At 63.2% G+C, this 23,113-nt stretch carries 18 protein-coding genes; 6 read left to right on the top strand and 12 right to left on the bottom strand.

From position 1 onward, the window contains the following. Positions 1–343: 343 nt before the first annotated feature. Complete coding sequence (locus tag K789_RS0117100; RefSeq protein WP_084507648.1) at positions 344–1,966, bottom strand: DUF2142 domain-containing protein; 1,623 nt, start codon at positions 1,964–1,966, stop codon at positions 344–346. A gap of 5 nt (positions 1,967–1,971) precedes the next feature. Continuing rightward, positions 1,972–3,003 (bottom strand): substrate-binding domain-containing protein, encoded by a 1,032-nt coding sequence (locus K789_RS0117095; protein ID WP_157835692.1) that lies wholly within the window; start codon positions 3,001–3,003, stop codon positions 1,972–1,974. 279 nt (positions 3,004–3,282) lie between these two features. Here K789_RS0117095 and K789_RS0117090 point away from each other — a divergent pair, with 279 nt between their 5' ends. Then, complete coding sequence (locus K789_RS0117090; RefSeq protein ID WP_024367821.1) at positions 3,283–5,271, top strand: DUF6541 family protein; 1,989 nt, start codon at positions 3,283–3,285, stop codon at positions 5,269–5,271. Here K789_RS0117090 and K789_RS0117085 read toward each other — a convergent pair. The 4 genes from K789_RS0117085 to K789_RS0117070 form a co-directional block, all read right to left on the bottom strand. Then, on the bottom strand, positions 5,268–6,524 hold the full coding sequence (locus K789_RS0117085; RefSeq protein ID WP_051181128.1) for a lipopolysaccharide biosynthesis protein: 1,257 nt from the start codon (positions 6,522–6,524) through the stop codon (positions 5,268–5,270). The two genes, K789_RS0117090 and K789_RS0117085, sit on opposite strands and share 4 nt — an antisense overlap. Before the next feature lie 57 nt (positions 6,525–6,581). Further along, entirely contained in the window at positions 6,582–7,631 is a 1,050-nt protein-coding gene (locus K789_RS0117080) for a hypothetical protein (RefSeq protein WP_024367819.1), read from the bottom strand. 48 nt (positions 7,632–7,679) lie between these two features. Continuing rightward, complete coding sequence (locus tag K789_RS0117075; protein ID WP_157835691.1) at positions 7,680–8,573, bottom strand: glycosyltransferase; 894 nt, start codon at positions 8,571–8,573, stop codon at positions 7,680–7,682. 104 nt (positions 8,574–8,677) lie between these two features. Then, on the bottom strand, positions 8,678–9,433 hold the full coding sequence (locus tag K789_RS0117070) for a glycosyltransferase (protein WP_024367817.1): 756 nt from the start codon (positions 9,431–9,433) through the stop codon (positions 8,678–8,680). 218 nt (positions 9,434–9,651) lie between these two features. On the opposite strand from K789_RS0117070, the gene K789_RS0117065 reads away from it, so the two are divergent. Continuing rightward, positions 9,652–10,533 (top strand): glycosyltransferase family 2 protein, encoded by an 882-nt coding sequence (locus K789_RS0117065; RefSeq protein WP_024367816.1) that lies wholly within the window; start codon positions 9,652–9,654, stop codon positions 10,531–10,533. Between the two features lie 73 nt (positions 10,534–10,606). Here the strand turns inward: K789_RS0117065 and K789_RS0117060 are convergent, their stop codons facing one another. Genes K789_RS0117060 through rfbB form a run of 4 tightly spaced genes read right to left on the bottom strand, consistent with a single transcriptional unit; the run spans position 10,607 to position 14,189 of the window. Continuing rightward, on the bottom strand, positions 10,607–11,014 hold the full coding sequence (locus K789_RS0117060) for a DUF2304 domain-containing protein (RefSeq protein WP_024367815.1): 408 nt from the start codon (positions 11,012–11,014) through the stop codon (positions 10,607–10,609). A gap of 8 nt (positions 11,015–11,022) precedes the next feature. Further along, positions 11,023–11,715 carry a glycosyltransferase family 2 protein gene (locus K789_RS0117055; RefSeq protein WP_029705193.1) on the bottom strand — a complete coding sequence of 231 codons (693 nt, stop codon included), beginning with the start codon at positions 11,713–11,715 and terminating at the stop codon, positions 11,023–11,025. A gap of 50 nt (positions 11,716–11,765) precedes the next feature. Beyond that, entirely contained in the window at positions 11,766–13,187 is a 1,422-nt protein-coding gene (locus tag K789_RS0117050; protein ID WP_024367813.1) for a sugar nucleotide-binding protein, read from the bottom strand. A gap of 3 nt (positions 13,188–13,190) precedes the next feature. Continuing rightward, positions 13,191–14,189 carry a dTDP-glucose 4,6-dehydratase gene (gene rfbB / locus K789_RS0117045; protein ID WP_024367812.1) on the bottom strand — a complete coding sequence of 333 codons (999 nt, stop codon included), beginning with the start codon at positions 14,187–14,189 and terminating at the stop codon, positions 13,191–13,193. 55 nt (positions 14,190–14,244) lie between these two features. Here rfbB and rfbA point away from each other — a divergent pair, with 55 nt between their 5' ends. Beyond that, on the top strand, positions 14,245–15,114 hold the full coding sequence (gene rfbA / locus K789_RS0117040) for a glucose-1-phosphate thymidylyltransferase RfbA (RefSeq protein WP_024367811.1): 870 nt from the start codon (positions 14,245–14,247) through the stop codon (positions 15,112–15,114). A gap of 113 nt (positions 15,115–15,227) precedes the next feature. Here the strand turns inward: rfbA and K789_RS0117035 are convergent, their stop codons facing one another. Together K789_RS0117035 and K789_RS24710 are read right to left on the bottom strand one after the other, a co-directional pair. Continuing rightward, positions 15,228–16,859 carry a DUF2142 domain-containing protein gene (locus tag K789_RS0117035; protein WP_024367810.1) on the bottom strand — a complete coding sequence of 544 codons (1,632 nt, stop codon included), beginning with the start codon at positions 16,857–16,859 and terminating at the stop codon, positions 15,228–15,230. A 128-nt stretch (positions 16,860–16,987) separates the two neighbouring features. After that, on the bottom strand, positions 16,988–19,381 hold the full coding sequence (locus K789_RS24710) for a GH25 family lysozyme (protein WP_024367809.1): 2,394 nt from the start codon (positions 19,379–19,381) through the stop codon (positions 16,988–16,990). Positions 19,382–19,991: 610 nt separating this feature from the next. Here K789_RS24710 and K789_RS0117020 point away from each other — a divergent pair. The 3 genes from K789_RS0117020 to K789_RS0117010 are packed head-to-tail and all read left to right on the top strand — an operon-like array spanning position 19,992 to position 23,007. Beyond that, positions 19,992–21,215 carry a CpaF family protein gene (locus K789_RS0117020; protein ID WP_024367808.1) on the top strand — a complete coding sequence of 408 codons (1,224 nt, stop codon included), beginning with the start codon at positions 19,992–19,994 and terminating at the stop codon, positions 21,213–21,215. Continuing rightward, positions 21,215–22,069 carry a type II secretion system F family protein gene (locus tag K789_RS0117015; protein ID WP_024367807.1) on the top strand — a complete coding sequence of 285 codons (855 nt, stop codon included), beginning with the start codon at positions 21,215–21,217 and terminating at the stop codon, positions 22,067–22,069. Before K789_RS0117020 ends, K789_RS0117015 begins: the two co-directional genes overlap by 1 nt. Beyond that, positions 22,066–23,007, top strand: a complete 942-nt coding sequence (locus K789_RS0117010) for a type II secretion system F family protein (RefSeq protein WP_024367806.1) — start codon at positions 22,066–22,068, stop codon at positions 23,005–23,007. Before K789_RS0117015 ends, K789_RS0117010 begins: the two co-directional genes overlap by 4 nt. The last annotated feature ends 106 nt before the right edge of the window (positions 23,008–23,113 follow it).

Genomic DNA, 23,113 nt, shown 5'->3' with positions numbered 1-23,113 from the left:
CCGACCTTTCGTGCCGTTCCCTGAAGCGGATGAATCGGCTGGTGCCCAACGGCGCCGGCCGGCCCGGGGAGCACTGGTTGTGTCTGGTTCTTAGGGCCCCTGCGGGCCGATCACGGCTTCGCATTTCCCCATTAGGGGGTGCGGCGATCCACGCCCTTCCCGCCCTGCTCGCAGATCGTCCCGCCCGAAGCGGCGACTAGTGCGACCCCACCTGCGAGCGCCCAATAGCCGTGAGCAATCCTGCCTGCGTCCTGCGCCCCGCACTCACTCGCCGAAGTGAAGAGACGTATCCACATTGGATTCTTCTTGAGTGGACACGTCACTTGGATGGCGCTGCCAAGGGCTATGAGTCGCGGCGGCGGCTCCGTGCCCGGGGCAGCTGGACCAGTACGGCCCCCGGAAACAGGAACCGGAAAAGCCCGGAGGCCGCGGTCACCATGACGGCAAGGTACATCAGTGTGAGCAGGAACCAGCTCAGAGGTGGCTGCCATTGCACGCCGTTGATCATGGCATGCCAGTTCCCGCCGCCGAACGTTCCCACAACATAGCGTCGGAGGACAAAGGCGAAGGCAAGAAGATGGCAAAATACGGCGGACCAGAGGAAAACACGGGCAACACTTTGCGCGCCGGCCGATTGGGGGAAATGCAGCCTGCGGGCGGTCATTCCAACCGCGATTAGCAAGACGACGACAAGAGGCAGGTTGTACCTTCCCTGCCAAACAAATCCCATGGACTTCCAGATGGACGCCTGAAGGATCGCTGGAACGAAGATAAGCATCGCCAAGGCGGCCCAGGCGCCAAGCGTGGTTTTGAAGGGTCGGATCAGCATCGGCAGAAGGACTGCAACGCCGAAGACCATGCTCCACAACATGACCACGGCCGTCGGAACGGGCGTGTCCAGCCAGCCCATGACGCCGACGTACTGCTGGAGGAACTCGGGGGCTTTCTCGACCATGGTCAGGAACGCGCGAGAGATCGAAACGCCCGGTTGGGGGTTGGCTATACCCTCCGGGGCCACACCGGAGTTGGCTGGGGCGTGAAGCATCAAGTAGATCCAGTAGATCCCCAGTAAGACCCCTGGCACGGTGAGGGCCGCTCCGGTGAGAACAAGCCGGTTTCGGAAGGCGGCCTTGATCTCGGCGCCCCGGAACAGGAGAACTCCCGAAATCAGGGCGCACAGCAGCCAGACCAGCGACACTTGCCGGGTATTGGCGAGGACCACGGTCGACGCAATGACAGTGACGACTGCGGGCAAAACGTGCCTCACCCGGTGGGCGTTATCGAGCGTTACGACGAAGCCGCAGAACGCCGCCATGGTGGCCGCAACCTCCAGAGAATTCGGGTTGATGCCCGCGGCGAGGAAGAGAACCATGGGAGTCACCGCGAGGCTGGCCATGAGCACGGGGACCCGGGGTTGCCGCAGTTGTGCAAGGGCCGTGAAGCCGGCCGCGTAGAAAGCGGCGGAAAGCAGAGCGCTAAGGATTCGCATGGCGAACAACGCGGGCTGTCCGGTGAGCAACAAACTGGGCAGCCCGACAATCCAGTAATACATCGGATTATAGGATCCCGCTGAAGTGACGCCAATGGCTTCATCGTTGGCGTCTGAGGGGATCGCGGGGGCGCAGTTTGCTGCGGTGTCCTGCCGGAACTTGAAGCAGTCCTGGGCGTGAAGATTGGCGATGTAGGCGGGCACCCGCACGTGAACGCCGTGTCCGAAGGACGTCCCTTCTTCAATGGTGATCTGGCCGCGGACCACAGCGGCGGCCTTGATTGTGTGTGCGGGCTCGTCGGGAAACGCCATAAGCGGAGTTGCGAGCGACCAGAGTGAAACTGCTGAAAATATCAGCAGGAATAACTTGCCGAACAACGTCCACGGCGAAGAGGCCGTGGCTTTTTTCGCGGGCACAGGAGTTTCTCCCTTGGGTGCGGGAGTCTTGTCCTGGTTGTGTATTTGAACCGTCGCCATTACCTCTACCCTTTGTCCGTCGTGATGGCCCGGACCTGCTTCAGGGCCGCGGCGGTCGTCTGTTCGCTAGGCGGCAATGAGCTGGAGTAGACGATGGCATCCCTCTGACCTTGCCTGCTCAGAACAGACTCGCCCCAAGAACGGACAAGGCTGGCCGTGGCCTCATTGCGGTACCGGGTGCAGAAGTACTGGTTCTCGAGTACGGCCAGGGCATACCCCTTACTGCCGTCGAGCCGTTGCTCCACGACGCGTGGGACGGATTCCACGGTTTCGCCCGCGGCAATCGCCGCCAACGTGGATTCATTTCCGAAATCTTGGTAGACGTCGCCGAACTTAAGGCGGGCCACGGAAAATCGTGAACCGATGATCGCTGTATCAAGGACCGCTATTGCTCCTGTAGTTTCCTCGACCTTCTGGGCTACATCGCTGACTTTTTCCCCGATGGCTCTGACCGTGCCGCTGGGCCATTCACTGCCGCTGGAGTCGGGCCACAAACCGGGGGCCTCGGCGGCCAGATATTTATTCACAGCGTGGGTCACGTCCGACGGTGACTTCTCAAGGACGGGGACCACGTCAATGGAAGGAAGAGAGACGCCCGGGTTGGCCGCCTCAATCTGCGGATCGTCCCACTTAGTGATCTTTCCCCGCAGGATGCCTGAGAGGAGAGGCGCATCAAGCTGCAGGTTTTGGATCTCGTCGAGATTGAATGCAACGCCGACGGGGACAACGGCGACAGGCACGGAAATCAGTCCGTCGCGGCCGCAGACCGACTGCCCGTTGGATGCCGTGCCGGACTCCAACGCCGCGTCGCCGGCCGCGAAGTAGGAGAGCCCGTTGGTCAGGGCGGTCTTGCCGACCTCCGCACCGTCAGGGGAATAAGCGATTGACACGCCCGCGTGATCCTTCTTCCAGTTCTTCGCCCAGGCGGCGACCGCGCCCTGCTGCGACACCGTACCGATGCCGATCAAGGCGCCTTCAACAGTTCCGGCTGGAGTTTGCGCTGCACACGCGGACAGGAAGGTGGCCAGTACGCTCACCGCGGATAGAGCCCGGAGACGCGAAGCTCGTGAAGGTCGGGAACGGGAGCTACGGGAATTTCGCACGGTTATAGCCTACTTGGCTGAATGCCGCTCGCCTGACTCCACACGCGCTCCGCCTCGGGTTTGGGTGGTCCGGACGGGCACCCGGCCTGGCTGCCGCATGGGAACGGCCGGCTGTCGCGTAGAATATGCAAGGCCGGAACTCGCAAGGCGAATGGCATACCGATGCCTTGATCGGATGAAGGTGGAGCTGCTGGCCGCTCCCGGAAGGTTCGAATGTCCTGGTGGTCTGTGGTTCCGGAATTCATCATGGCAGTCGTTATTTTGTTTGGCCCCGGCCTGTTGATCGGAGTTTCGGCAGGTCTTCGGCGATTCGCTTTGGTGGCCCTGGCGCCCGGTTTTTCCGTCACTGTCATAGCCGGGACGGCCGTTCTGGCTGATTTCGTCGGAATCCCGTGGTCACTGGGGCCCGTAGTGCTGGGCACGTTTGTCTGTGTGGTGGGCGTCTTCTTGACCTGCCGCGGATGGCGCGGAATTCGGCCGCTGGGTTTCCGGCGGCGTGCCGCAGAGGTGCGTCTGCGGCCGGTCGGGTGGAGGGGCACACTCCTGGTGACCGCGGCCGTCGTTCTGGCGGCTGTGACTGTCGGTTCACGGCTGATCGGAGCCTTCGGCGAGCCGGAGGCGTTCTCGCAGACGTTTGACAATGTCTTCCATCTCAACGCCATCCGCTACATTCTGGAGACCGGCTCCGGCTCGGCGCTGACCGTTGGCGCCATGACTGGCGGGGGGTTCTACCCAACGGCCTGGCACGATCTGGTGTCCCTCGCGGTTCAACTGACGGACGTTCCAATCCCAGTTGCCGTCAACTTGGTGAACGTCTGCATCGGTGCGCTCGTTTGGCCGCTGTCGTGCATCTTTCTCGCACGTGTCGTCGTGGGACCGACACTGGCCGCCACGTGGGTTGCAGCGGTGCTTTCGGCGGCGTTCGGCGCATTCCCGCTCCTGATGGTCGATTTTGGCGTGCTGTATCCGAATTTCCTCGGTATCAGCATCCTGCCAGCTGCGTTGGCGTTAGGTCTGCAGGCCATGGGCCTCGGTACCGCGCAGGGGGAGGGTCGCGCACTTTCCCTGATCTCACTCGTGCTGACGCTTCCCGGCCTCGCGCTGGCCCACCCGAGTTCCATCATGGCTCTTCTCGTGTTTCTGGCCCCGGCAGCATTGTGCCGGTGGTGGCTGTCCTTACGTGAGACCGTCCGCCGCCGCGGCGTCTGCCTCGGTTCCGTGGGTATCCATGCCCTGGTCCTCTCGGGCTCCGCGTTCGCCGCCGTCGTGCTTTGGATGACGGTCCGACCGCCCAAGGAGGCCGCGTTCTGGCCTGCAGTCGAGAGCCCCTACCGTGCCGTTTTCGAAGTGATCACGAGTTCGGCCATTGACCGTCCGGTCTCGTGGGCGGTTATGATCCTGGCTCTGGCGGGGCTGGTGCACCTCGTCCGCAAACCGGGCATGTGGTGGCTGCTGGGAGTCTACGGTGTGGCGGGGCTGCTTTTCGTTGTGGCGGCGTCGTTCCGGTCCGGACGGATCCGGGACTTCGTCACCGGCATCTGGTATAACGATCCGCCACGGCTTGCCGCGCTGCTCCCTGTGGCGATCCTGCCGGTGGCCGTTGTAGGTGCCGTGGAACTCTGGAAGTGGGGAAAGAGGCGCGCCTTGCGGACTGCTCGGCAGTGGCCGTCCGGCCGGCGCCGTCTTGTCCTTCAGGCCGGGGGAGCCGGACTCCTAGCGTTGCTTCTGGTCACCACCCAGCAAGGCAATGTCGACGCCGCGCAAACCGCTGCCGCCCGAATGTACCGTGTGGAAGCGTCGTCGCCCCTCGTCAGTTCCGATGAGCTGGCGCTGCTGGGGCGACTGGATAGTCACGTGCCGCCCGGGGCTGTCATCGTTGGGAACCCGTGGAACGGCAGCTCGCTGGCCTACGCCCTGGCCGATCGGAAGGCCCTCCAGCTCCACATCCTCGGTGCAATCCCGCCCGGCACCCAGCTGCTCTACGACCGGCTGAGGGATGCGACGACCGATCCCGCTGTGTGCGAGGCCGTCAGGGAGCTAAACGTTGGCTACGTTCTTGATTTTGGCCACCATGAGGTCAACTTCGGGGATGAACGCCGGGACGTCTTTACCGGTCTGGACGATCTGGTCGGCAGTGGCGCAGCCGAGCTGATCGATTCCCAAGGAACCGCCCGGCTGTTACGGATCACGGCCTGCGGCTAGAGGTCGGCTTCAGATATTGCGGATTCATCACTGACCGGTGAGGCTGGGCTCCGCCGGATCCTGGAGGCCGAATACAGCAGTGCGACACCTTGAACGGCGCAAACAACAAACTCCCCGATGGCCAAGCCAAGCGCGCCGCCTGCTCCCTGCATGAACGTGCTGAGGACAAGCATCGCTGGCAGGCCGACCGCCGCGCCGGCCACGGTGCTCCAGAACACGGCCCTGATGCGTCCTGCCGGCACCAACCAGTGCGACCCCGTGGAGGTGTTGATGGAGACGAAGAGGAATGCCACGCCAAACCAGAAGCAGGTTGCAACGTCGGCGGCCAGCGGCTGGCCGAAGAGCAATTTCGTGACCCAGGGTCCCAGGAGGGCGAATCCGGCAAGACCCGCGAGTCCCAGCACCGTGTGGCTAAGCAGGGAAAACTTCCGACGTATGAGGTGATCGCCGTCGATTTCCGCCACCCACCCCTGAAGGCTGCTGCCCAAGGCGCCAACGGCCATGAGACCGATGCGGAAGAGCTTCTCAGCGGACACGAATACCGCAAGGCCTGATGGCAAAGCGGAGGCCGCTACGACGAGAATCGGGGTGGCTGAGTATGCGGCAGCGGCCATTGTGGTTCCGGACGCGGCTCGTAGAGCCCAGATTTCCTTGATGACGGGAAGGGCATGAAGGTCGGCATAATCTTGGCGCTTGCTGTACCGGCGGGTGAAGAAGAACGTCCCGAGCAGTCCGCCGGCCAGGATTGCGGCCGGATACAGGATGATCAGTCCCGTGGCCAAAAGAACGGGGACGCAGACGATGGTGGCAATGATCCTGGGCAGGACATCGTAGCGGGCGATCTTGCCGGCCTCGCCCGTGGCAATGCAATACCACGCTGGCGACAAACCCGCGGCCGCTTGTGCCCCGGCCATCAGGAAAGTCTCCCAAAAGTGCCCGGCGCCGCCGTAGAGCGCAGCGATGCCTGCCAGGACCGGGAGGCAGACGGCAAATGCCATGAGTCGTGTGAGCAAACTGATGGCATAGAGACGACGGCGGAGCCCGGGGTCGCTGGTCCCTGCGACGCGTGCCGGCCCCGACAACGTCCAGCCCAAGGCTACGAGAATCGCAGCCAGGGAACCGACGGCCTGTCCGACGGCAAGGGAATTCCATGTGCCCTCGCCGCCGACGCGGGCGATGTAAGGCAGAAGCAGGAAAGGCGCGAGCGAAGACAGGAGTGGCAGGCCGGCGAATGCGCCGATCCGTTTTGCCATGGCACGGGAGCTGCTCAACGAAGGACGCCCCGTCCCGGGCGCCTAGGGTGAGTCACCTTACTCATTCAGGTAATCGTAGGCATCTTTGCCGAACCGCTGTTCGACAAAGATGTCCGACACTTCGCGTTTGAAGCGCTCCTTCTCGCTCAGGATCGCTGCCCGGTACGAATCCTGTTTGGCGATCTCCCGAGGGAGGTCCGCCATCAGACGCGGGAGGAGGTCTGCGGAGGAGGACACCTCCGCGGGCCCGGGCGTAATCTTGTGTTCCCACGGAATTGGCACATCCGCGTAAAAAGCGCCCGAGCCTCTCCGGCCTACCACGGTGAGCGCGCCCGACAGGGCTGCCTCACGCGGCATCCGGTCCTTCCCCGGGTGGAAGCCCAGATCGAGGTAGATCCCGCACTCCCCGAGCGTTTCCGTCACTTCGGTCCGCGTCATGCCCTGAATGGGGCGCCATTCAATGGACGGGTCGCAGACTTTCATGACCTCGCGGATGATGTCCCCACCCTTGACTGGGTTGAACGTCACGAGACGGTGGTTCCTGGAGCCGTTCTCGTCTTTGGAGAGGAACTCGGCGCTCGGGGTGTAGTCCGAAAGAAGGGAGGGCACGACGTTGAGGTGGGAGAAGAGGAAAGCCCAGGCGTATGAGGACTGCACCGCGTGAACAATGCGGCTCCGCTTGAGGCTGCGCGGATCAACGCGGTTCTTCACTGCGCTCAACCGCGGAACCAGTGTCTCCTTGAGCGAGGACCACGGCCCGGCCGTGGACCTCAGGGCGGTGCGTCCGGCAACGAAGGTGGGTGAATAGTCGATGCTGAGCCACCAGCAGACCGGAGTGGCGTGCTTGTAGGCATGCAAATCCGCCACGTAAACCTCAGGAACGACCACGACGTTGCCCTCGGCGTCCACGGGCGCTGGCGCCTCGGGTGCGTTGTAGATCTCGAACTGCTCCGCACGTGGGGTTGCCGACGTTGCGGGATGCGGGACGAGGTAGGCGTCCTGGCCGAGTTCACGGAGCATGTCCACTAGCTGGTGGAGGGCTTCGGGCCCGCCGGTGCGCAGCCCGCGGGGATAGACGACATAGATCTTGCGTGAATTCTCGAACATCAACAGAACTTTCAGGTAGTGGCGGGTACTGGCCGGAAGCGGCGATGCTCAGCGCAACCGGGCGGCCAGCTGTTCGTCAATCTTTCCCAGCCGGCCGCGCATGGCATCGCGGATGCCACTGACGGTGGCAAGAACGTGTTTGCGACGGTTCGGGCCGTAAACGAGGCGGACGATGTGGCTCTGGAGTTCCATGCCCATGCGACGGATGACCCATTGCGGCTGCTGCCGGAAGTACCTGCGAGCCATGACCAGTGAATTTCTGGTGATGTAGTACACCCGGAATGGCGCATGGTAGTGAACAAATAGTTTCTTCTGCCCCAGCCGTGCGTGCCAGCCCAGTACCCGCAACGGGCGGGCGTCGCCGAGGGAATGTTCCAGGTTGCAGCCCGGGCCAGCAATTGCCCGGAGGCCGGCGTTGCGGACCCTCGCATTAAACTCCGAATCGACGCAGTCGATGAAGAGGGACTCGTCGAGGTATCCAACACGATCGAATACCGCGGAGCGGATCAGGGTCCCCGACTGCATGGGGTCAAATACCTCGGCTTCCGGACCTGCGTTCAGGACCGGCAGAGGCACGCCGTTGTGCAACTGCGCGCAGACCATCGCAACGGTTTCAGGATCCCTGGAACTCTTTTCGGCACCCAGCGCCTGCCGGATGTAATCCCCGTTGAATCGTGAATCCTGGTCCATCGTGACCACCCACTCGGGAGCCCAGCGTGTGCGCGCGGCCTGAATGCCAGTGTTGAGGGCTGCCGCGATTCCCGAGTTCGCCCCAAGGGAGATAACCACCGCACCCAGCGCTTCCATCTCGCCCAATAAGGTAGAAACTTCGGCGGTTGACCCGTCGTTGACCACGACAACTTGAGATACGTACCGCAGAAGCCAACGAACATTCTCGACGGCGGCCGCTGCCGGGTTGAAGACTGAAACTACGGCTGCCACGTTCCCGAATTGGCTGGGGGTCATAAGGACGTCAGTCATAGGGGTGGGGTGCACTTCCGTGGCCGTAGGGGATTGTTCATACGGCTTCCCGCCTGGATCGGCGCTCACAGTGCGGCCGCGTTCCGTGCGCGGTGCCAGGCGACAGCGATGTTCTTCGCGAAGCTGATCCGGGCTTTCAGGATTTTGGGCAGACCCCGCATGCCAGCGGGCGTGAGATTCTTGCCATGAAGGCGGTGCAGGATGGTGTTTGCTTCCAGGTAAGTAATGGATCGGTTCATGTTTCCCACAAGGGCGATCCACTGATCGTGAGATTCGGTCATATGCGGCGGAAACGGCAGGATTTGCCCAAGAAGTTCCCTGCGGAAGGCCATCGCACACCCCCAATGCAGCCGGTAGCCCACGAGAATTCCGATGATGTTCCGTACCCTGTGCCGGGAATCTTTGGCGCGAAGGCGGATCTCGTGGAACCGCCCGACGGGGCCTTCAATATGCTCGCAGTTACTGACGACCATCTGGTGTCCCTCAAGCGCACCAATCATAAGTTCAACGCGGCCGGGGATCCAGATATCGTCCTGATCCGAGAGGAAGACGTATTCGCCGCGGGCTTCAGCCAGGGCGCGTTCGAAGGTGCGGACGTAACCGGCGTTGGTCGACGCTTCGATCAGACGAATGCGGGGGTCTTCGACCGCCCTGACGATCTTGGCGGTGGTATCGGTCGACGCATCGTTGACGACGACGAGCTCATCGTGAACGCCCAACTCCGCAAGGATGGAATCAATCTGCTCTTCGATATGAAGGGCGCCATTGTAGGCAGCCATGCAAACAGAGATGCGGGGCACGACGGTGGAAGGGTCATCCATGCGGAGGGAAGTCGCTTTCTTTTTGCCTTGGGGAGGCGTCGGGCGGGCTCTGACCAAACACCCACCAGTCTAGCAAGTTGCCGCTGCGGCCCGGATTGGCCACGTCTGCCCATATAATCAGAGGGCCTCGCGGAGCGATAGATGAATCCGCGCGCATATCTGTGAAGCGGCCAATCTAGACACCAATGGCTGAACCCACCGGAAGGAACCAAAGGTCCATGACCGTTGATGTGATGTTGCCTTACTATGGCGATGTAGACCAGATGAAACTGGCGGCCCAGAGCGTCATGAGCCAGCAGTATCAGGACTGGCGGCTCGTGGTCATCGACGATGGCTACCCCGATCCCGAACCTGCGCGTTGGTTCGCTTCCATCGAGGATCCCCGGGTAACCTACCAGCGCAACGAAGAGAACCTCGGCGCCAACGGAAACTACCGCAAAGCACTCGGCCTTGTCGAGGCACCATACGTCGTGATCATGGGTGCCGACGACGTTATGCTTCCCAATTACCTTGAAGTCGTTGTCAGCGCCTTCGCGGAGTACCCCGGAGCGGACGTTGTACAGCCGGGTGTGCAAGTTATTGATGAGAAAGGCATTGCCTGTACTCCTCTCGTGGATGCAGTTAAGAAGGTCTATGCGCCCAAGACGAGCAAACGAATCGAGCTCAAAGGCGAAGCGATGGCCACCAGTCTGGTGCGGGCGGACTGGGCCTATTTCCCCTCGCTGGCATGGCGCTCCGAAACCATCACCCGCATCGGCTTCACCGAAGGACTCGACGTCGTCCAGGACCTGGCTCTTCTGCTGGACATCGCCGCGGAGCACGGCTCCATGGTTGTCGACCCGGTTCTGGCTTTCCTTTACCGCCGCCATTCCGCCTCCGATTCGTCCGTCCGGGCCCTCGACGGTCGCCGCTTTGACGAGGAGCGTCGTTTCTTCGCGCAGCAGGCTGAGCGTTTCGCCGGCCTTGGCTGGAACCGGGCTGCCCGGGCCGCCCGATTCCACACCACGTCGCGACTCAATGCGGCGTCGATGGTTTTGAAATCTGTGGCCAAGGGCCGCGTAGACTCCCTGCCGCGTCTGGTGAAGCACATCGTGAGCTAGAGACAGTTCCCTGACCGCCCAAGACGACGGTGGGTGGCACGCTATTNGTGCCACCCACCGTCGTTTATTTGGCCTACTTGTCAGCGACGGGTCTCCCGTTCGCCACCGGGTGCTGGGCGGCATCCCGGGATTCCGGCGGCCGGAGAGCCCGAAGATCCTGGAGGTCGGAGCGCAGGATGGCAACTTCTTCCGCGAGGATGCGCACCTCATCTTCTGCCTGGGACTGCTCGTGGGACAAGTGGAGGCAGACTCCCACAAGCAAAATCAGGGTCATGATGAACAGGAGATTCGCCGGGATCTGGATTCCCACAAGGCTGCTGGCTTGGTCGAGAAGTTGGGGAAAGATCGACAGTATGAGCGTTCCGATGCCAACGATGATCCACAGAACCGCATATTTTTCCCGCAGCTTCTGCCTACGCAGCATCTCAAACACGTAGATGAGGATCGCCACGACGACGATGAGGCCCATTATGAGTGCCATTTGAAATCCTAGTTGGTCGAAGGGGTTGACCGCTTGCGGGTCAACGCGAAGAGCAGGGCAAGGCCTGAGCGGCCCAGATACAGGGCCGCCTTGATCGGGTCGTGGCTGGGCTGTCCGCCCTGGCGTTCGCGCATGGAGACCGGTACCTGTCGGACTTTGCATCCTGATCTGACCGCCACGACGAGGGAGTCGATGGTGTCACCGAGATATTCAGCTGGGTAGTGGTCCACATACTGCCGGATGGCTTTTTCATTTGCGGCGCGAAAGCCGGAGGTGACGTCCGTCAGGCGAGTACCGGCAATGCGGGACAGGCTCCAAGCCAACACGCCCATCGCCCACTTTCTGGGGCCACGCACTTCATACGTCCCTTTGTCCGCAAAGCGGGCGCCGATGGCGATGTCGGCGTCGCGCAGCCCATCGAGGACGGACTTGATGTCCCGGGGATCGTGCTGGCCGTCTGCGTCGACTTGGATGACCTGGGTGTAGCCATGTGATTTGGCATACTTGAAACCGGTCCGCATGGCACCGCCGACACCCATGTTGAAGGGGAGCCGAAGCACGCGGGCGCCAGCTTCTCCTGCCAGTGCTGCGGTATTGTCGCGGGACCCGTCGTCGATGACCAGGACATCGCACTCAGGCCCATACTCGAACACCTCCCGCACGGTGGTGCCGATGACCTCGGCCTCGTTCCAGGCAGGCATGATAACCAGGGTTTCGTGCTTTCTTGCCGAGCTGATGTCAGATGGCTGAGTCATGACCTTGTCCGATTGTCTAGGTGGTCCCGGAGTCTCTCCGCGGCGGCCGCAGGCACGAAACCGGCCGCACGCAGTTTATCAAGGACCAGCGTGCTGTTAGTGGGACGCGGTGCGGCGGACTTCCCCCTAAAGTAGTCGCTGGTGCTCACACCTGTAACGCCGTCCCGTGAGCCAGTGACAAGTTCATAGACGTCCCTTGCAATGTCGGCCCAGGACTGGGGATCGCCGTCGTTGCTGAGGTTGTAGGTGCCGTACGGAGCGCCGCTTTGGAGCAGGTGGCGGATTCCGGCGGCAATATCAGCGGTGAAGCTGAGCCGGCCGGTCTGGTCGTTGACGACGGACGGCTCGATGCCGCGGTCGGCCAGCGAGGCCATAGTCCGGACAAAGTTGTTGCCCTCGCCGATGACCCAGCTGGTGCGCACGATGTAGTGGCGGGGCACGACGCTGACGATGGCGTCGCCGGCGGCTTTGGTCTGGCCGTAGACCCCCAGCGGCGACACCGGTTCGTCCTCGGTGTGGACCTCACGGGTGCCGTCGAAGACGTAGTCCGACGATACGTGCACGAGGATCAGGTCGTGGTCGACGGCGGCCCGGGCCAGGCGGGTGACGGCGGTGACGTTGACGGCCCAGGCGGTCCTGCGGCCCTCCGGGGTTTCGGCGGCGTCGACGGCGGTGTAGGCGGCAGCGTTGATGATCGTGGAGTAGTTTTTCCAGTTCCGGGCGGTGAATGCTTCCTCACTGCTGAGATCGAACTCCGCCCGGCCCGCGAACTCGACGGAAGTGTCGCCGTCGTACAGTTCCCGCAGCGCCTTGCCGAGCTGGCCGTCGGCGCCGACGACGAGAGTCTTCTTAGGCGGCATCGGGGTAACGTCCGCGAGCCGCGGGTGGGCCTTGTCCTTGTCGGAGAGTTCGGCCTGGCCCAGGGGGATGGGCCAGGCGATCGCGGCGGTCTCGTCGGCGAGGTTCAGGAACGTGTACTGGCCCTGGGCGTCGGCGGACCAGTGGTCGTTGACCAGGTACGTGTAGGCGGTGTTGTCCTCGAGGGTCTGGAAGGCATTTCCGACACCGCGGGGGATGAAGATGGCCTGGCTGGCATCGAGTTCGGCCGTGAAGACGGCACCGAACGTCGGCCCTTCGCGCAGGTCAACCCACGCACCGAAGATCCGGCCGGTGGCGACCGAAATGAACTTGTCCCACGGCTCGGCATGGATGCCGCGGGTGGTGCCGGCCTTTTCATTGAAGGAGATGTTGTTCTGCACCGGGCGGAAGTCCGGCAGGCCGAGGGCCACCATCTTTTCCCGCTGCCAGTTCTCCTTGAACCAGCCCCGGTTGTCGCCGTGGACCGGAAGGTCGTAGAGGACGACGCCGGGAATCGGGGTTTCGTGCGCGGTGAGCTTTTTCGAGAACGCGATCGGCATCGTCTACTGGCCCTGTTCCGTGTACTTGGCTTCCGTCGCGGCCTTCTGCGGGCGCCACCAGTCCTCGTTGTTCCGGTACCAGCGAATCGTGTCCTCGATGCCGGCGTCGAAGTTGGAGAACCGGGGCTCCCAGCCGAGTTCGTCGCGGAGCTTGGTGGAATCAATGGCGTAGCGCAGGTCGTGGCCGGGGCGGTCCACGACGTGGTCGTAGGCGTCCGGTGCCTGGCCCATGTGCTTGAGGATCAGCTCGACGACGTCCTTGTTGCTCTGCTCGCCGTCGGCACCGATCAGGTAGGTCTCGCCGATCCGGCCCCTGGCGATGATCGCCAGGACGGCAGAAGAGTGGTCGTTCGCGTGGATCCAGTCCCGGACGTTCTCACCTTTGCCGTAGAGCTTGGGGCGGATCCCGTCGATGACGTTGGTGATCTGGCGCGGGATGAACTTTTCCACGTGCTGGTACGGGCCGTAGTTGTTCGAGCAGTTGCTGATGGTCGCCTGCAGCCCGAAGGACCGCACCCAGGCGCGGACCAGCAGGTCCGAGCCTGCTTTGGTCGAGGAATACGGGCTGGAGGGGTTGTACGGGGTGTTCTCGGTGAACCGCTCCGGATCGTCGAGCTCAAGATCGCCGTAGACCTCGTCCGTGGAGATGTGGTGGAAGCGCTTGTTGTGTTTCCGGGCCGCCTCGATCAGCGTGTAGGTGCCGATGATGTTCGTGTCCAGGAACGGGCGCGGGTCGTGCAGGGAGTTGTCGTTGTGGGATTCGGCCGCGTAGTGGACCACGACGTCGGAGTCGGCCACCAGCCCGTCGACCAGGGCGGCGTCGCAGATGTCGCCCTGGACGAACGCGAACCGGTCCTCCGGAAGACCGTTCAACGACTCCAGGTTGCCGGCGTAAGTGAGCTTATCCAGGACGGTCACGTGGTCGTCGGTGTTCTCAAGTACATAGTGGACAAAGTTGGAACCGATGAAGCCGGCGCCGCCGGTTACGAGAAGTCGCTGCATAGTCCTCTACGTTACCGGATTTGCCGCTGCACTTAGTGAACGGGATGATAGGGGGATGCGCGGAATAATCCTTGCCGGCGGTACCGGCTCCCGACTCCACCCCATCACCCTGGGCGTGAGTAAGCAGCTCGTCCCGGTCTACGACAAGCCGATGATCTACTACCCGCTGTCCACCCTGATCCTTGCCGGGATCAGGGACATCCTGATCATTACCACCCCGCAGGACGCCGAGCAGTTCCAGAGACTGCTGGGAGACGGCTCCCAGTTTGGCGTCAGCCTCAGCTACGTGCAGCAGCCATCGCCGGACGGCCTGGCGCAGGCGTTTATCCTGGGTGCCGAGCACATCGGCGATGAGCCGGTGGCACTGGTCCTGGGCGACAACATTTTCTACGGCCCCGGCATGGGAACCCAGCTGCGGCGCTTCGAGAATATCGACGGCGGCGCCGTATTCGGGTACTGGGTTGCTGACCCCAAGGCTTACGGCGTGGTGGAATTCGACGAATCGGGCAAAGCCATTTCGTTGGAAGAAAAGCCTGAAAAGCCCAAGAGCCACTACGCCGTTCCGGGGCTGTACTTCTACGACAACGAGGTCGTGGATGTCGCAAAGAACCTTAAGCCTTCCCCCCGGGGTGAGCTTGAAATCACCGACGTTAATCGCGCGTACCTGGAACGTGGCAAGCTTCAGGTGGAGATCCTGCCCCGCGGGACTGCATGGCTGGATACCGGTACATTCAACGACCTGAACGATGCTTCCAATTTCGTTCGCACCACCGAGAACCGTCAGGGACTCAAGATAGGTGCTCCGGAGGAAATCGCCTGGCGGCTGGGCTTCCTGAGCGACGACGACCTGCGGGTGCGCGCAGAGGGCCTCGTCAAGAGCGGGTACGGCGCGTACCTGCTGAGCCTGCTGGAATTCGGGCGCTAGTTCAGAACTGGCGGACTGGCTTCGGCTACTTGAAGGGACTGGGACCGGTTTTGCATCGGGCCCAGTCCCTCTAGTTTTTGCCGCCATTCGCCGCAGGCAGGCGTCCGGATGTCTCACATCCCGGCGGTTCCTGAAAGAGCCGCACCCGTTGCCGCGACCGGGGCGTGTGCCCCCTCAGACTTCGGGCCTCCTGCCGCTCCAACCCGCCCAGGGAAAGTGTGTGGCGCGATCCTGCCCGGCGTTGGAAAGAGATGGCTGTAGATGAGGACTGCGCCGACGCACAGGGTCACAAGATACAGAGCGGACAGCCACTGCCAGGTGAGTGGCGGCTGCCACATCGGTTCTGCCATCTCCGTCCAGTTCGTGTGCAACGGGACCAGGCCGACAGTGAACCGCCTCAAGGCGTATATGAACATGTAGAGATGGGCCCCGATCGCTGCTCCAATGATCCAACGCGCAAGGGACTTGGCCATCGCCGACCGGTGGAACGACTTGGTGCGCATTGCCACCCCGCAGATGCCTATAAGGAGAACGACCAGCGCCAGCAAGTAACGTCCCTGCCAGATGTAGCCCAGTTCCTGGACGATTTGCGACTGCAGAACTGGGGGAAGGATAACGATTGCGGCGAGCACCATGAGGATGGTCCACCGGCCACGAATGGGACCGCAGCAAAGACCGCCCAGCAGGACTGCCGCCATGGCGAAGTGCCAGAAGATCTGCACGCCCTGTGGGGCGGGCGTGTCGAGCCAGCCTGCGATTCCGATGTAGCCATTGACGTAGTCGAAAGTGCGGTCGAGCATCTGCGCAAAAGCCTGATCCGGCGTGATTGTGCTGGGCGTGCCCCCAAGGCTTTTGAAACTGTCGGCAAGTACAAGCCAGGCAAGTCCGGCCACGCAGCCGAGACCTGTCAGCAGTGTCATCGCGAGGCCCAATTTGTCCCGTATGACGGCGACAAGTGGACGCCAGCCGAAAATGATAAGGGCCGCGATGAACGCCGCTGCCAGCCATATCAATGCCAGGGCCCGGGTATTTGCCAGCACAGCGCCGGAGATTCCGACGGCAATCATCTGCCCACGTACCGGGGCAAGAGACTTGTTGTTTTCAAACACCACGCAAAGGCTGAGGAAGAACGCGGATGTTGTCACGATCTCCAGGGAATTGGGATTGATGGAACCGCTCAAGAGGAGAACCATGGGGGTGAGGGCAACCGCTGACGCGACGACGGGCCATTCACTTCCCCGCAACCGAATGGCGGCCATGAACGCCATGGTCATGAACACGGCTGACACCAGCCCGCTCACGATCCGCATGGCGTAAAGCGCGGGTGCCCCGGCCAGAAGCCTGGAAGGGAGGCCGACGAGCAGGTAGTAGAACGGGTTGTAGTTTCCCGCCGTGGTTGCCGCCTGGGCAGGCGCCCTGTTGGCGGGGTCGATCTGAGGTGCGCAAGCCGCAGTGAGGTCAGGTTTGAAGGCGGTGCACGTCTGCGGTCCCAACTCCGCGAAGTACGCGGGGACCCACACAACCGCCGGGTCGCCTTGAGCGCCGGCGGTTTGGGCCTGGAATTGGCCTCTTGCTACGGCCGCGGCCTTGATGGCGTGCGCCGGCTCGTCCGGCACGGACATCAGGGGTGATGCAAGCGCCCACAGCGTTGTCAACGTACCCAGGATGAGGAAGATCGAGACAGGCAGGAGTGTCGGCCGGGCGCGGAATGCCGTCCACCCCCGGCCGCGGGAGAATATGCGCATAGTCAAAAACTTATCACCACAGGGCCTCCTCCCTTGCGCCCGGTCGGGTGGGCGTGAGGGCGCCGAGTCTGGAATCAGCGGGCCCCGTCGGCCGGCGGGCTGTCAACGGCCCGGGGTCACGTCAATATCTAGAAATTTACTGCCAAGACGCGGCCCAGGTAGCCCTCTGTTGGTTTCATCCCGGTCCCGGCGTAACTCCACAGAGAGCCGTCGGGGCGCCTGGCGACGAGATCTGGATAGCCGTCAGCGTTAAGGTTCGCGGCCCCAAGGACCGCGTCGTAAACAGCCCACCCCGCGGCAATGCGCCGGGAGCCCCCCGGATACCCGCTTCCATTACCGGCATAGAGCCAAAGTGTCCCGTCCGGCATGCGCGCGAGGAGGTCGTTTTTGCCATCGGCGTTTATGTCGCCGGGTCCTATGAGCCGGTCAAATACTTCCCAACCGAATTCGCCGACCCTGATTGCTCCCTGGTAGCCGCTGTTATTTGCGTCGACGCGTCCGGTGCCAGCATAAAGCCACAACGATCCGTCGCCCTGTCGGGCGAGAATGTCATTCTTGCCGTCACCATTAAAGTCGCCGACTCCCGTCAGCGCTGTAAAGATGTTCCAGCCGAAGTTGCCGATCTTCACAGCGGCCGCATAGCCCCTGCTCGTGGAGTCGACCCTCCCTGTACCCGGATACAGCCACAGGGTTCCGTCCTTGCCGCGGGCCACGAGATCGGCCTTGCCGTCACCGTTGAAGTCTCCGACGCCGACCAGCGCGTTGAAGATCTCCCAGCCAAAATCGCCGATTTGTCGGCCGGCGCCGTAAGCTCCGGCGCCGGTGCCGGGGTAGAACCAGAGCGTGCCGTTCGGCTTGCGCGCCAAGAGGTCGGCTTTGCCGTCTCCGTTGAAGTCCTTGGTCCCCACTAGAGTGTCGAAGACCTCCCAGCCAAAATCGCCGATCTTCTTTTCGGGCATATAGCCTAGGTCCTTCATGGCGGTTCCAGCGTAAAAGAATACGGTACCCGCCGCATCGCTGGCCACGAAGTCAGCCATGCTGTCGCCGTTGGCATCTCCGGTGCCTGAGATGCTGTCATAGATGCCCCAGCCCGTACCGATCTGACGGCCTCGGGCCAGAACGGCGTTTCCTGTGTTGGCGTAATACCACAGAGTGCCGTCGGGCCGGCGGCCGGCGAGGTCGTTCGTGCCGTTGCCGTCGAAGTCCTTGATGGGGATCAACTCGTCGAAGATTTGCCAGCCGAAGTCAATTTTGCGGGATGCTCCGGGCTTTCCGGTCCCAGTGCCGGAATAGAGGTAAAGATCGCCGTTGGGAATCCGGGTCACTAAGTCGGCTTTGCGGTCGCCGTTAAAGTCTCCGACTCCGATGATGCTGTCAAACGCCTCCCAGCCGAAATCTCCCACCTTGACTCCGCCGCGGTACCCTGTTGCAACGGCTGACACCGTCCCGGTCCCCGCATAGAACCACAGGGATCCTTCGATCTTTCGGGCCAGCAGGTCGTTCTTGCCATCGCCGTTGAAGTCGCCCACGCCGGTAACCTGGTCAAAGACGTCCCAACCGAAGTCGCCGATCTTCCGGCCGGCGCCGAATTTGCCCGTTCCGTCGCCAGGGTAGAACCACAAAGTGCCATCTGTGCCGCGCTGGATCAGGTCCGGCCTACCATCCCCGTCGAAATCACCAGGCGATACGAGCTTGCGGGTCTGATCAGTGGGCACAGGTGGCGGCGTGCCAGTGGCGAACCGCTGAAGTGAGGCATAGTCACCATTCCAGACATTTGAGTCCCCGGCGAACGGGCCAGTGCTGCTGTACTGCCAGATGCTGTAAGTTTCCCAGCTCGCTGACGGAACCGGCCCCGCGTTGTTCGTGAAGGAGCCCGGGTAGGCGGCGACCCACAGCGGATAGTCCCCGAAGCCCGCCGGGTTTCCAAGGCACTGGTTCCACCAGGAGGTATTCGTGTAAATGACCGGCAGTCTGCCGGTCAGCGAGAACATAGTGCTGCCGAAGTCGCGCACCCAGGACGCCAGCTGGCCGGGTGACATGTCGTAGCACGTGTTACCGAAGTAGAAACCGCTGATGGTCCTGCCAGCGTAGGGATTGAACTCAAAGTCCAGAACTGGCGGAAGCGTGGATCCGTCAGCGCTCCAGCCACCGCCGTTCTGGACGAAGTAGCGGGCCTGATCGGCGCCGGAGGACCAGTTCGGAATAGCGAAGTGGTACGCCCCCCGGATCATGCCAGCGCTTCGGGAGCCCTGGTACTGGGAACCGAAAGTTTCGCTGGTGTAGTAGTTGCCTTCGCTGGCTTTGACGTACGCAAAGCGGGCGCCCATGTTCCACTGTTGCCGCCAGTCCACGCTGGGCTGATGGCCGCTGACGTCCAGGCCCTGGACGCCGAACGTGGGGGTCCACGTGCCTTCAGTGTTGAGGGCTTCAGTTTTAAGGGATTTGCTGCCTGCTGAGGGCGCAGCGACGCGCGCAGAGCTCTGTCCCATCTCTGCGCCGCCGGGGCCGATGGCCGCGGCCATCGCTGCCTTACCGGCGGCCGACGACGGGTCCGTTGTTCCTGATGTCGCTGCTGGAGCCGCTGGCGTGGTCGCCGGTGCCAGAGCCGTAGCGGCGGGTGTCGTAGTTGGTGACGGTGCAACCGCCGCAGGCGCGGTGGTGGCGGACGGTGAAGGTGACGAGGTGCTGGGAGTAGTCGCCGAGGCACTCGGTGAAGGCTCGACGGCACCCGCCGGAGCAGCCAGACCTGTGCCAGCCATGAGGGATGCGGCCAGTAGTGCGGCTCCGACCCGGTGGCCAAGGTGATAGTTGGGGGGAAGTTGGGTCCGCTTCATTTGCCGCTCCGGAACAACGACACGATGGAGGCCGTGTCATGGTGGTCTCGCGCCCGGGGCTGAGCAATGCAAAGCTGTCCGGGATGTGAGAATGTCTGACTTGTCGCGCCCACCCTAACATCGCAGATTAGGGTGAACCAGAGTTTCTGATGTTACTAGTGTGAAAATTGTTATGAATGCCGACGCCGGTTTTCCACACCCGGTGCTGCAGGGCCTTGTCCTGCGGCCCGGGCACCCCTAGCTTTAACCCAATTGCAGTGCCCCGGGGACAGGGCAAGCAGTCATATTGGGGGCCATTGTGGAGGCTGTGCGCATTGTCGAGGACGAAGTCCGCGAGCTAATTCGCAGGCGCGGCCTCGACCCCCTCAGACAGGCCGGTGAAGTCCGGCGCCTCGTCGAGGCGGCTGTCATGGATTACGACGAGCGCGCTTTGCTGGCGCCCCTCCCGCCGATCGGCCCGCTGGAAACCGCACGGAGGTTCGTCTTCGACGCCGTCGCCGGGTTCGGTGCACTCCAACCCCTCCTCGACGACCCCGCCATCGAGGAAATCTGGCTTAACGCGCCCGACGAGATCTATGTCGCACGCAACGGCGAATCGGAGCTGACCTCGGTCTCGCTCACGGAGCAGCAGGTCCGGGACCTCGTCGAACGGATGCTCAAGAGTTCCGGGCGCCGGCTCGACATGTCCTCGCCTTTCGTGGATGCCGCCTTGCCGGATGGTTCCCGGCTGCACGTCGTGATTCCGGACGTGACGCGGCGCCACTGGGCCATCAACATCCGCAAGTTCGTGGTGAAGGCCAGCCGCCTGGAACACCTCGTGGAACTTGGAACGCTGACGCCCCAGGCCGCCCGGTTCCTCGGCGCGGCTGTGGCCAGCGGGCTGAACATCCTGGTCTCCGGCGCAACCCAGGCCGGCAAAACCACCATGCTCAACTGCCTGGCGGCGAGCATCGGAACCCGCGAACGCGTCATCACTGTCGAGGAGATCTTCGAGCTGCAGTTTCCCCTGCGGGACGTCGTGGGGCTGCAGTGCCGGCAACCAAATCTGGAGGGCGAAGGCGAAATCCCCATGCGCAGGCTGGTCAAGGAGGCGCTGCGCATGCGCCCCGACCGCTTGGTGGTGGGCGAGGTCCGGGAAGCCGAGAGCCTGGACATGCTCATCGCTTTGAACTCCGGAATGCCCGGCATGTGCACCGTCCACGCCAACTCCGCGCACGATGCCGTCACCAAGATCTGCACGCTCCCGTTGCTTGCAGGCGAGAACATCTCAAGCGCCTTCGTGGTGCCGACAGTCGCATCCTGTATCGACCTCGTGGTCCACTGTGCCCGCCACGGCAGCGGACGCCGCGAAGTGACAGAGATCCTGTCGTTGGGCCGGCGCGTGGAAAACGGAATCATCGAATCCTCCATGGTCTTCGCCCTCGCTGACGGCGAGCTGCAGCCCAGGGCCAACTCGATGCCGGCAGTGGAGAAGTTTGCCCGGGCCGGGTACGACGTCGCGGCCCTGCTGGAGCCGCGCTGATGGCGGCGCTGCTCGGCATGCTCGCCGGCGCCGGACTTCTGCTGATCTGGTGGTCCGCCTGGGAACAGCCCAAGGCGGCCAGCCGCAGGGCGCGAAGCAGCCGGCTGGAGGATCGGCTGCGGTCCGCAGGAATTGAGAAGGTCAGCGGCCCCGGCCTGCTGGCGACCTGCTTCGGCGTCGGAGCGGTCACGATGCTCGTTTTCTTCGCGGTGACCAGGTCATGGCCGATCGCTGGCTGCTTTGGCCTGTTTGGCGGCTGGCTGCCCATGGCCGTCGTCAAGTGGCGCGCACGGAAGCGGAGCGCTGTCCTGCGCCAGTTATGGCCCGACGTCGTCGACCATCTCCGGTCGGCGATCCGCGCCGGACTGTCGCTCCCGGAAGCCCTCATCCAGTTGGGTGACAAGGGTCCCGAAGAGCTCCGCCAGGTGTTCCGGGACTTCGGCTCGGACTACCGCTCAGGAGGGCAGTTCGATCCCTCCCTGACCCGGCTGAAAGACCGGCTGGCTGATCCCGTGGCCGACCGGATCGTCGAAGCACTCCGGCTGACCAGGGAGGTGGGCGGCTCGGACCTGGGCCGGCTGCTGGGCACTCTGGCGGAGTTCCTGCGGGAGAGCGCCCGCACCAGGAGCGAGCTGGAGGCCCGGCAGTCCTGGACCGTCAACGCCGCAAGACTTGCGGTGGCCGCCCCCTGGCTGGTCCTGGTCCTGCTGGCAAGCCGGCCCGAGGCGGTGTCTGCCTACAACACCCCCCTCGGGGCCGCCGTTCTGCTTGGGGGACTGGCGGTCTCGCTGGTCTCCTACGCCATCATGCTGCGCATCGGGGCGCTCCCGGCAGATGAGCGGGTCCTTCGATGACCGGGCTGACGGCGGCTGCCGTTGTCTGCGGAGTCGTCCTTGGCAGCGGAGTTTGGTTGTTGCTGATCAGACTGCCGTTCATGCGGCCGACCACGTTCGTCGAACGCATCCGCCCGCAGCTGAAGTCCCACAACCTGGAATCCCGGCTCCTGCGCACCGTGCCCGGCAACATCACTCCGTTTGGGCCCCTGGAACGAATCCTGCGTCCGGTCATCGGTGACGCCGTCACGTGGCTGGGGAGGCTGAATCCCGGGTCCTTGGCCTTGAATCGCCGCCTGGCCAGGGCCGGGAGCGCCAAGTCGCCGGCCGACTTCCGGGCCGAACAGCTCCTCTGGGGCGCGGGCGGCTTCGTTGCTGCGGTCGGAGCAGTCGTGCTCTTCGGTGCGGCGGGACGGTTCAGCGCCCTGCTCGCCGTCGTGCTGGTGCTTGGCAGTGCTGCCGGCGGATTCCTGTTGCGGGACTATCTGCTGGGCGCCCGGATCAGGAAGCGCGAAGCGCGCATGATGGCGGAGTTCCCCAGCATCGCCGAACTCATGGCGCTCGCCGTCAGCGCGGGAGAAAGTGCCACAGGCGCGCTGGACCGGGTGTGCCGCAGCGCCAGGGGAGAGCTGTCCAAGGACTTCACCCGCGTCCTGGCGGAGACCCGGGCGGGGAAACCACTCGTTGAAGCCCTCCAGGAGTTTTCCGCACGGACCGAGCTTGGCCCGTTGCTCCGCTTCGTGGACGGGCTGATCGTGGCTGTCGAACGCGGGACCCCACTCGCTGAGGTGCTGAGGGCGCAGGCCCAGGACGTCCGGGACACGGCAAAACGCGAGCTGATGGAGTCGGCGGGCAAGAAGGAGATCGGAATGATGGTGCCGGTCGTTTTTGGCGTCCTGCCGCTGACGGTCGTGTTCGCCGTCTTTCCTGGCCTGGCCGCCCTCAGCATGGGTCTGTAACCGCAGCATAGGAAACAGTAAAGAAGCACCAGGACAACAACCGAACCGCCGACCAAAGGGGAGACCGTGAAACAGATCCTAAACCGCATGGCGCTGTTGCTCTGCA

This window comes from Arthrobacter sp. TB 26, from assembly GCF_000427315.1.
GTDB lineage: Bacteria > Actinomycetota > Actinomycetes > Actinomycetales > Micrococcaceae > Arthrobacter.
Note: the sequence above shows the minus strand (reverse complement) of the source record. Positions and strands in the feature narration are given on the sequence as shown.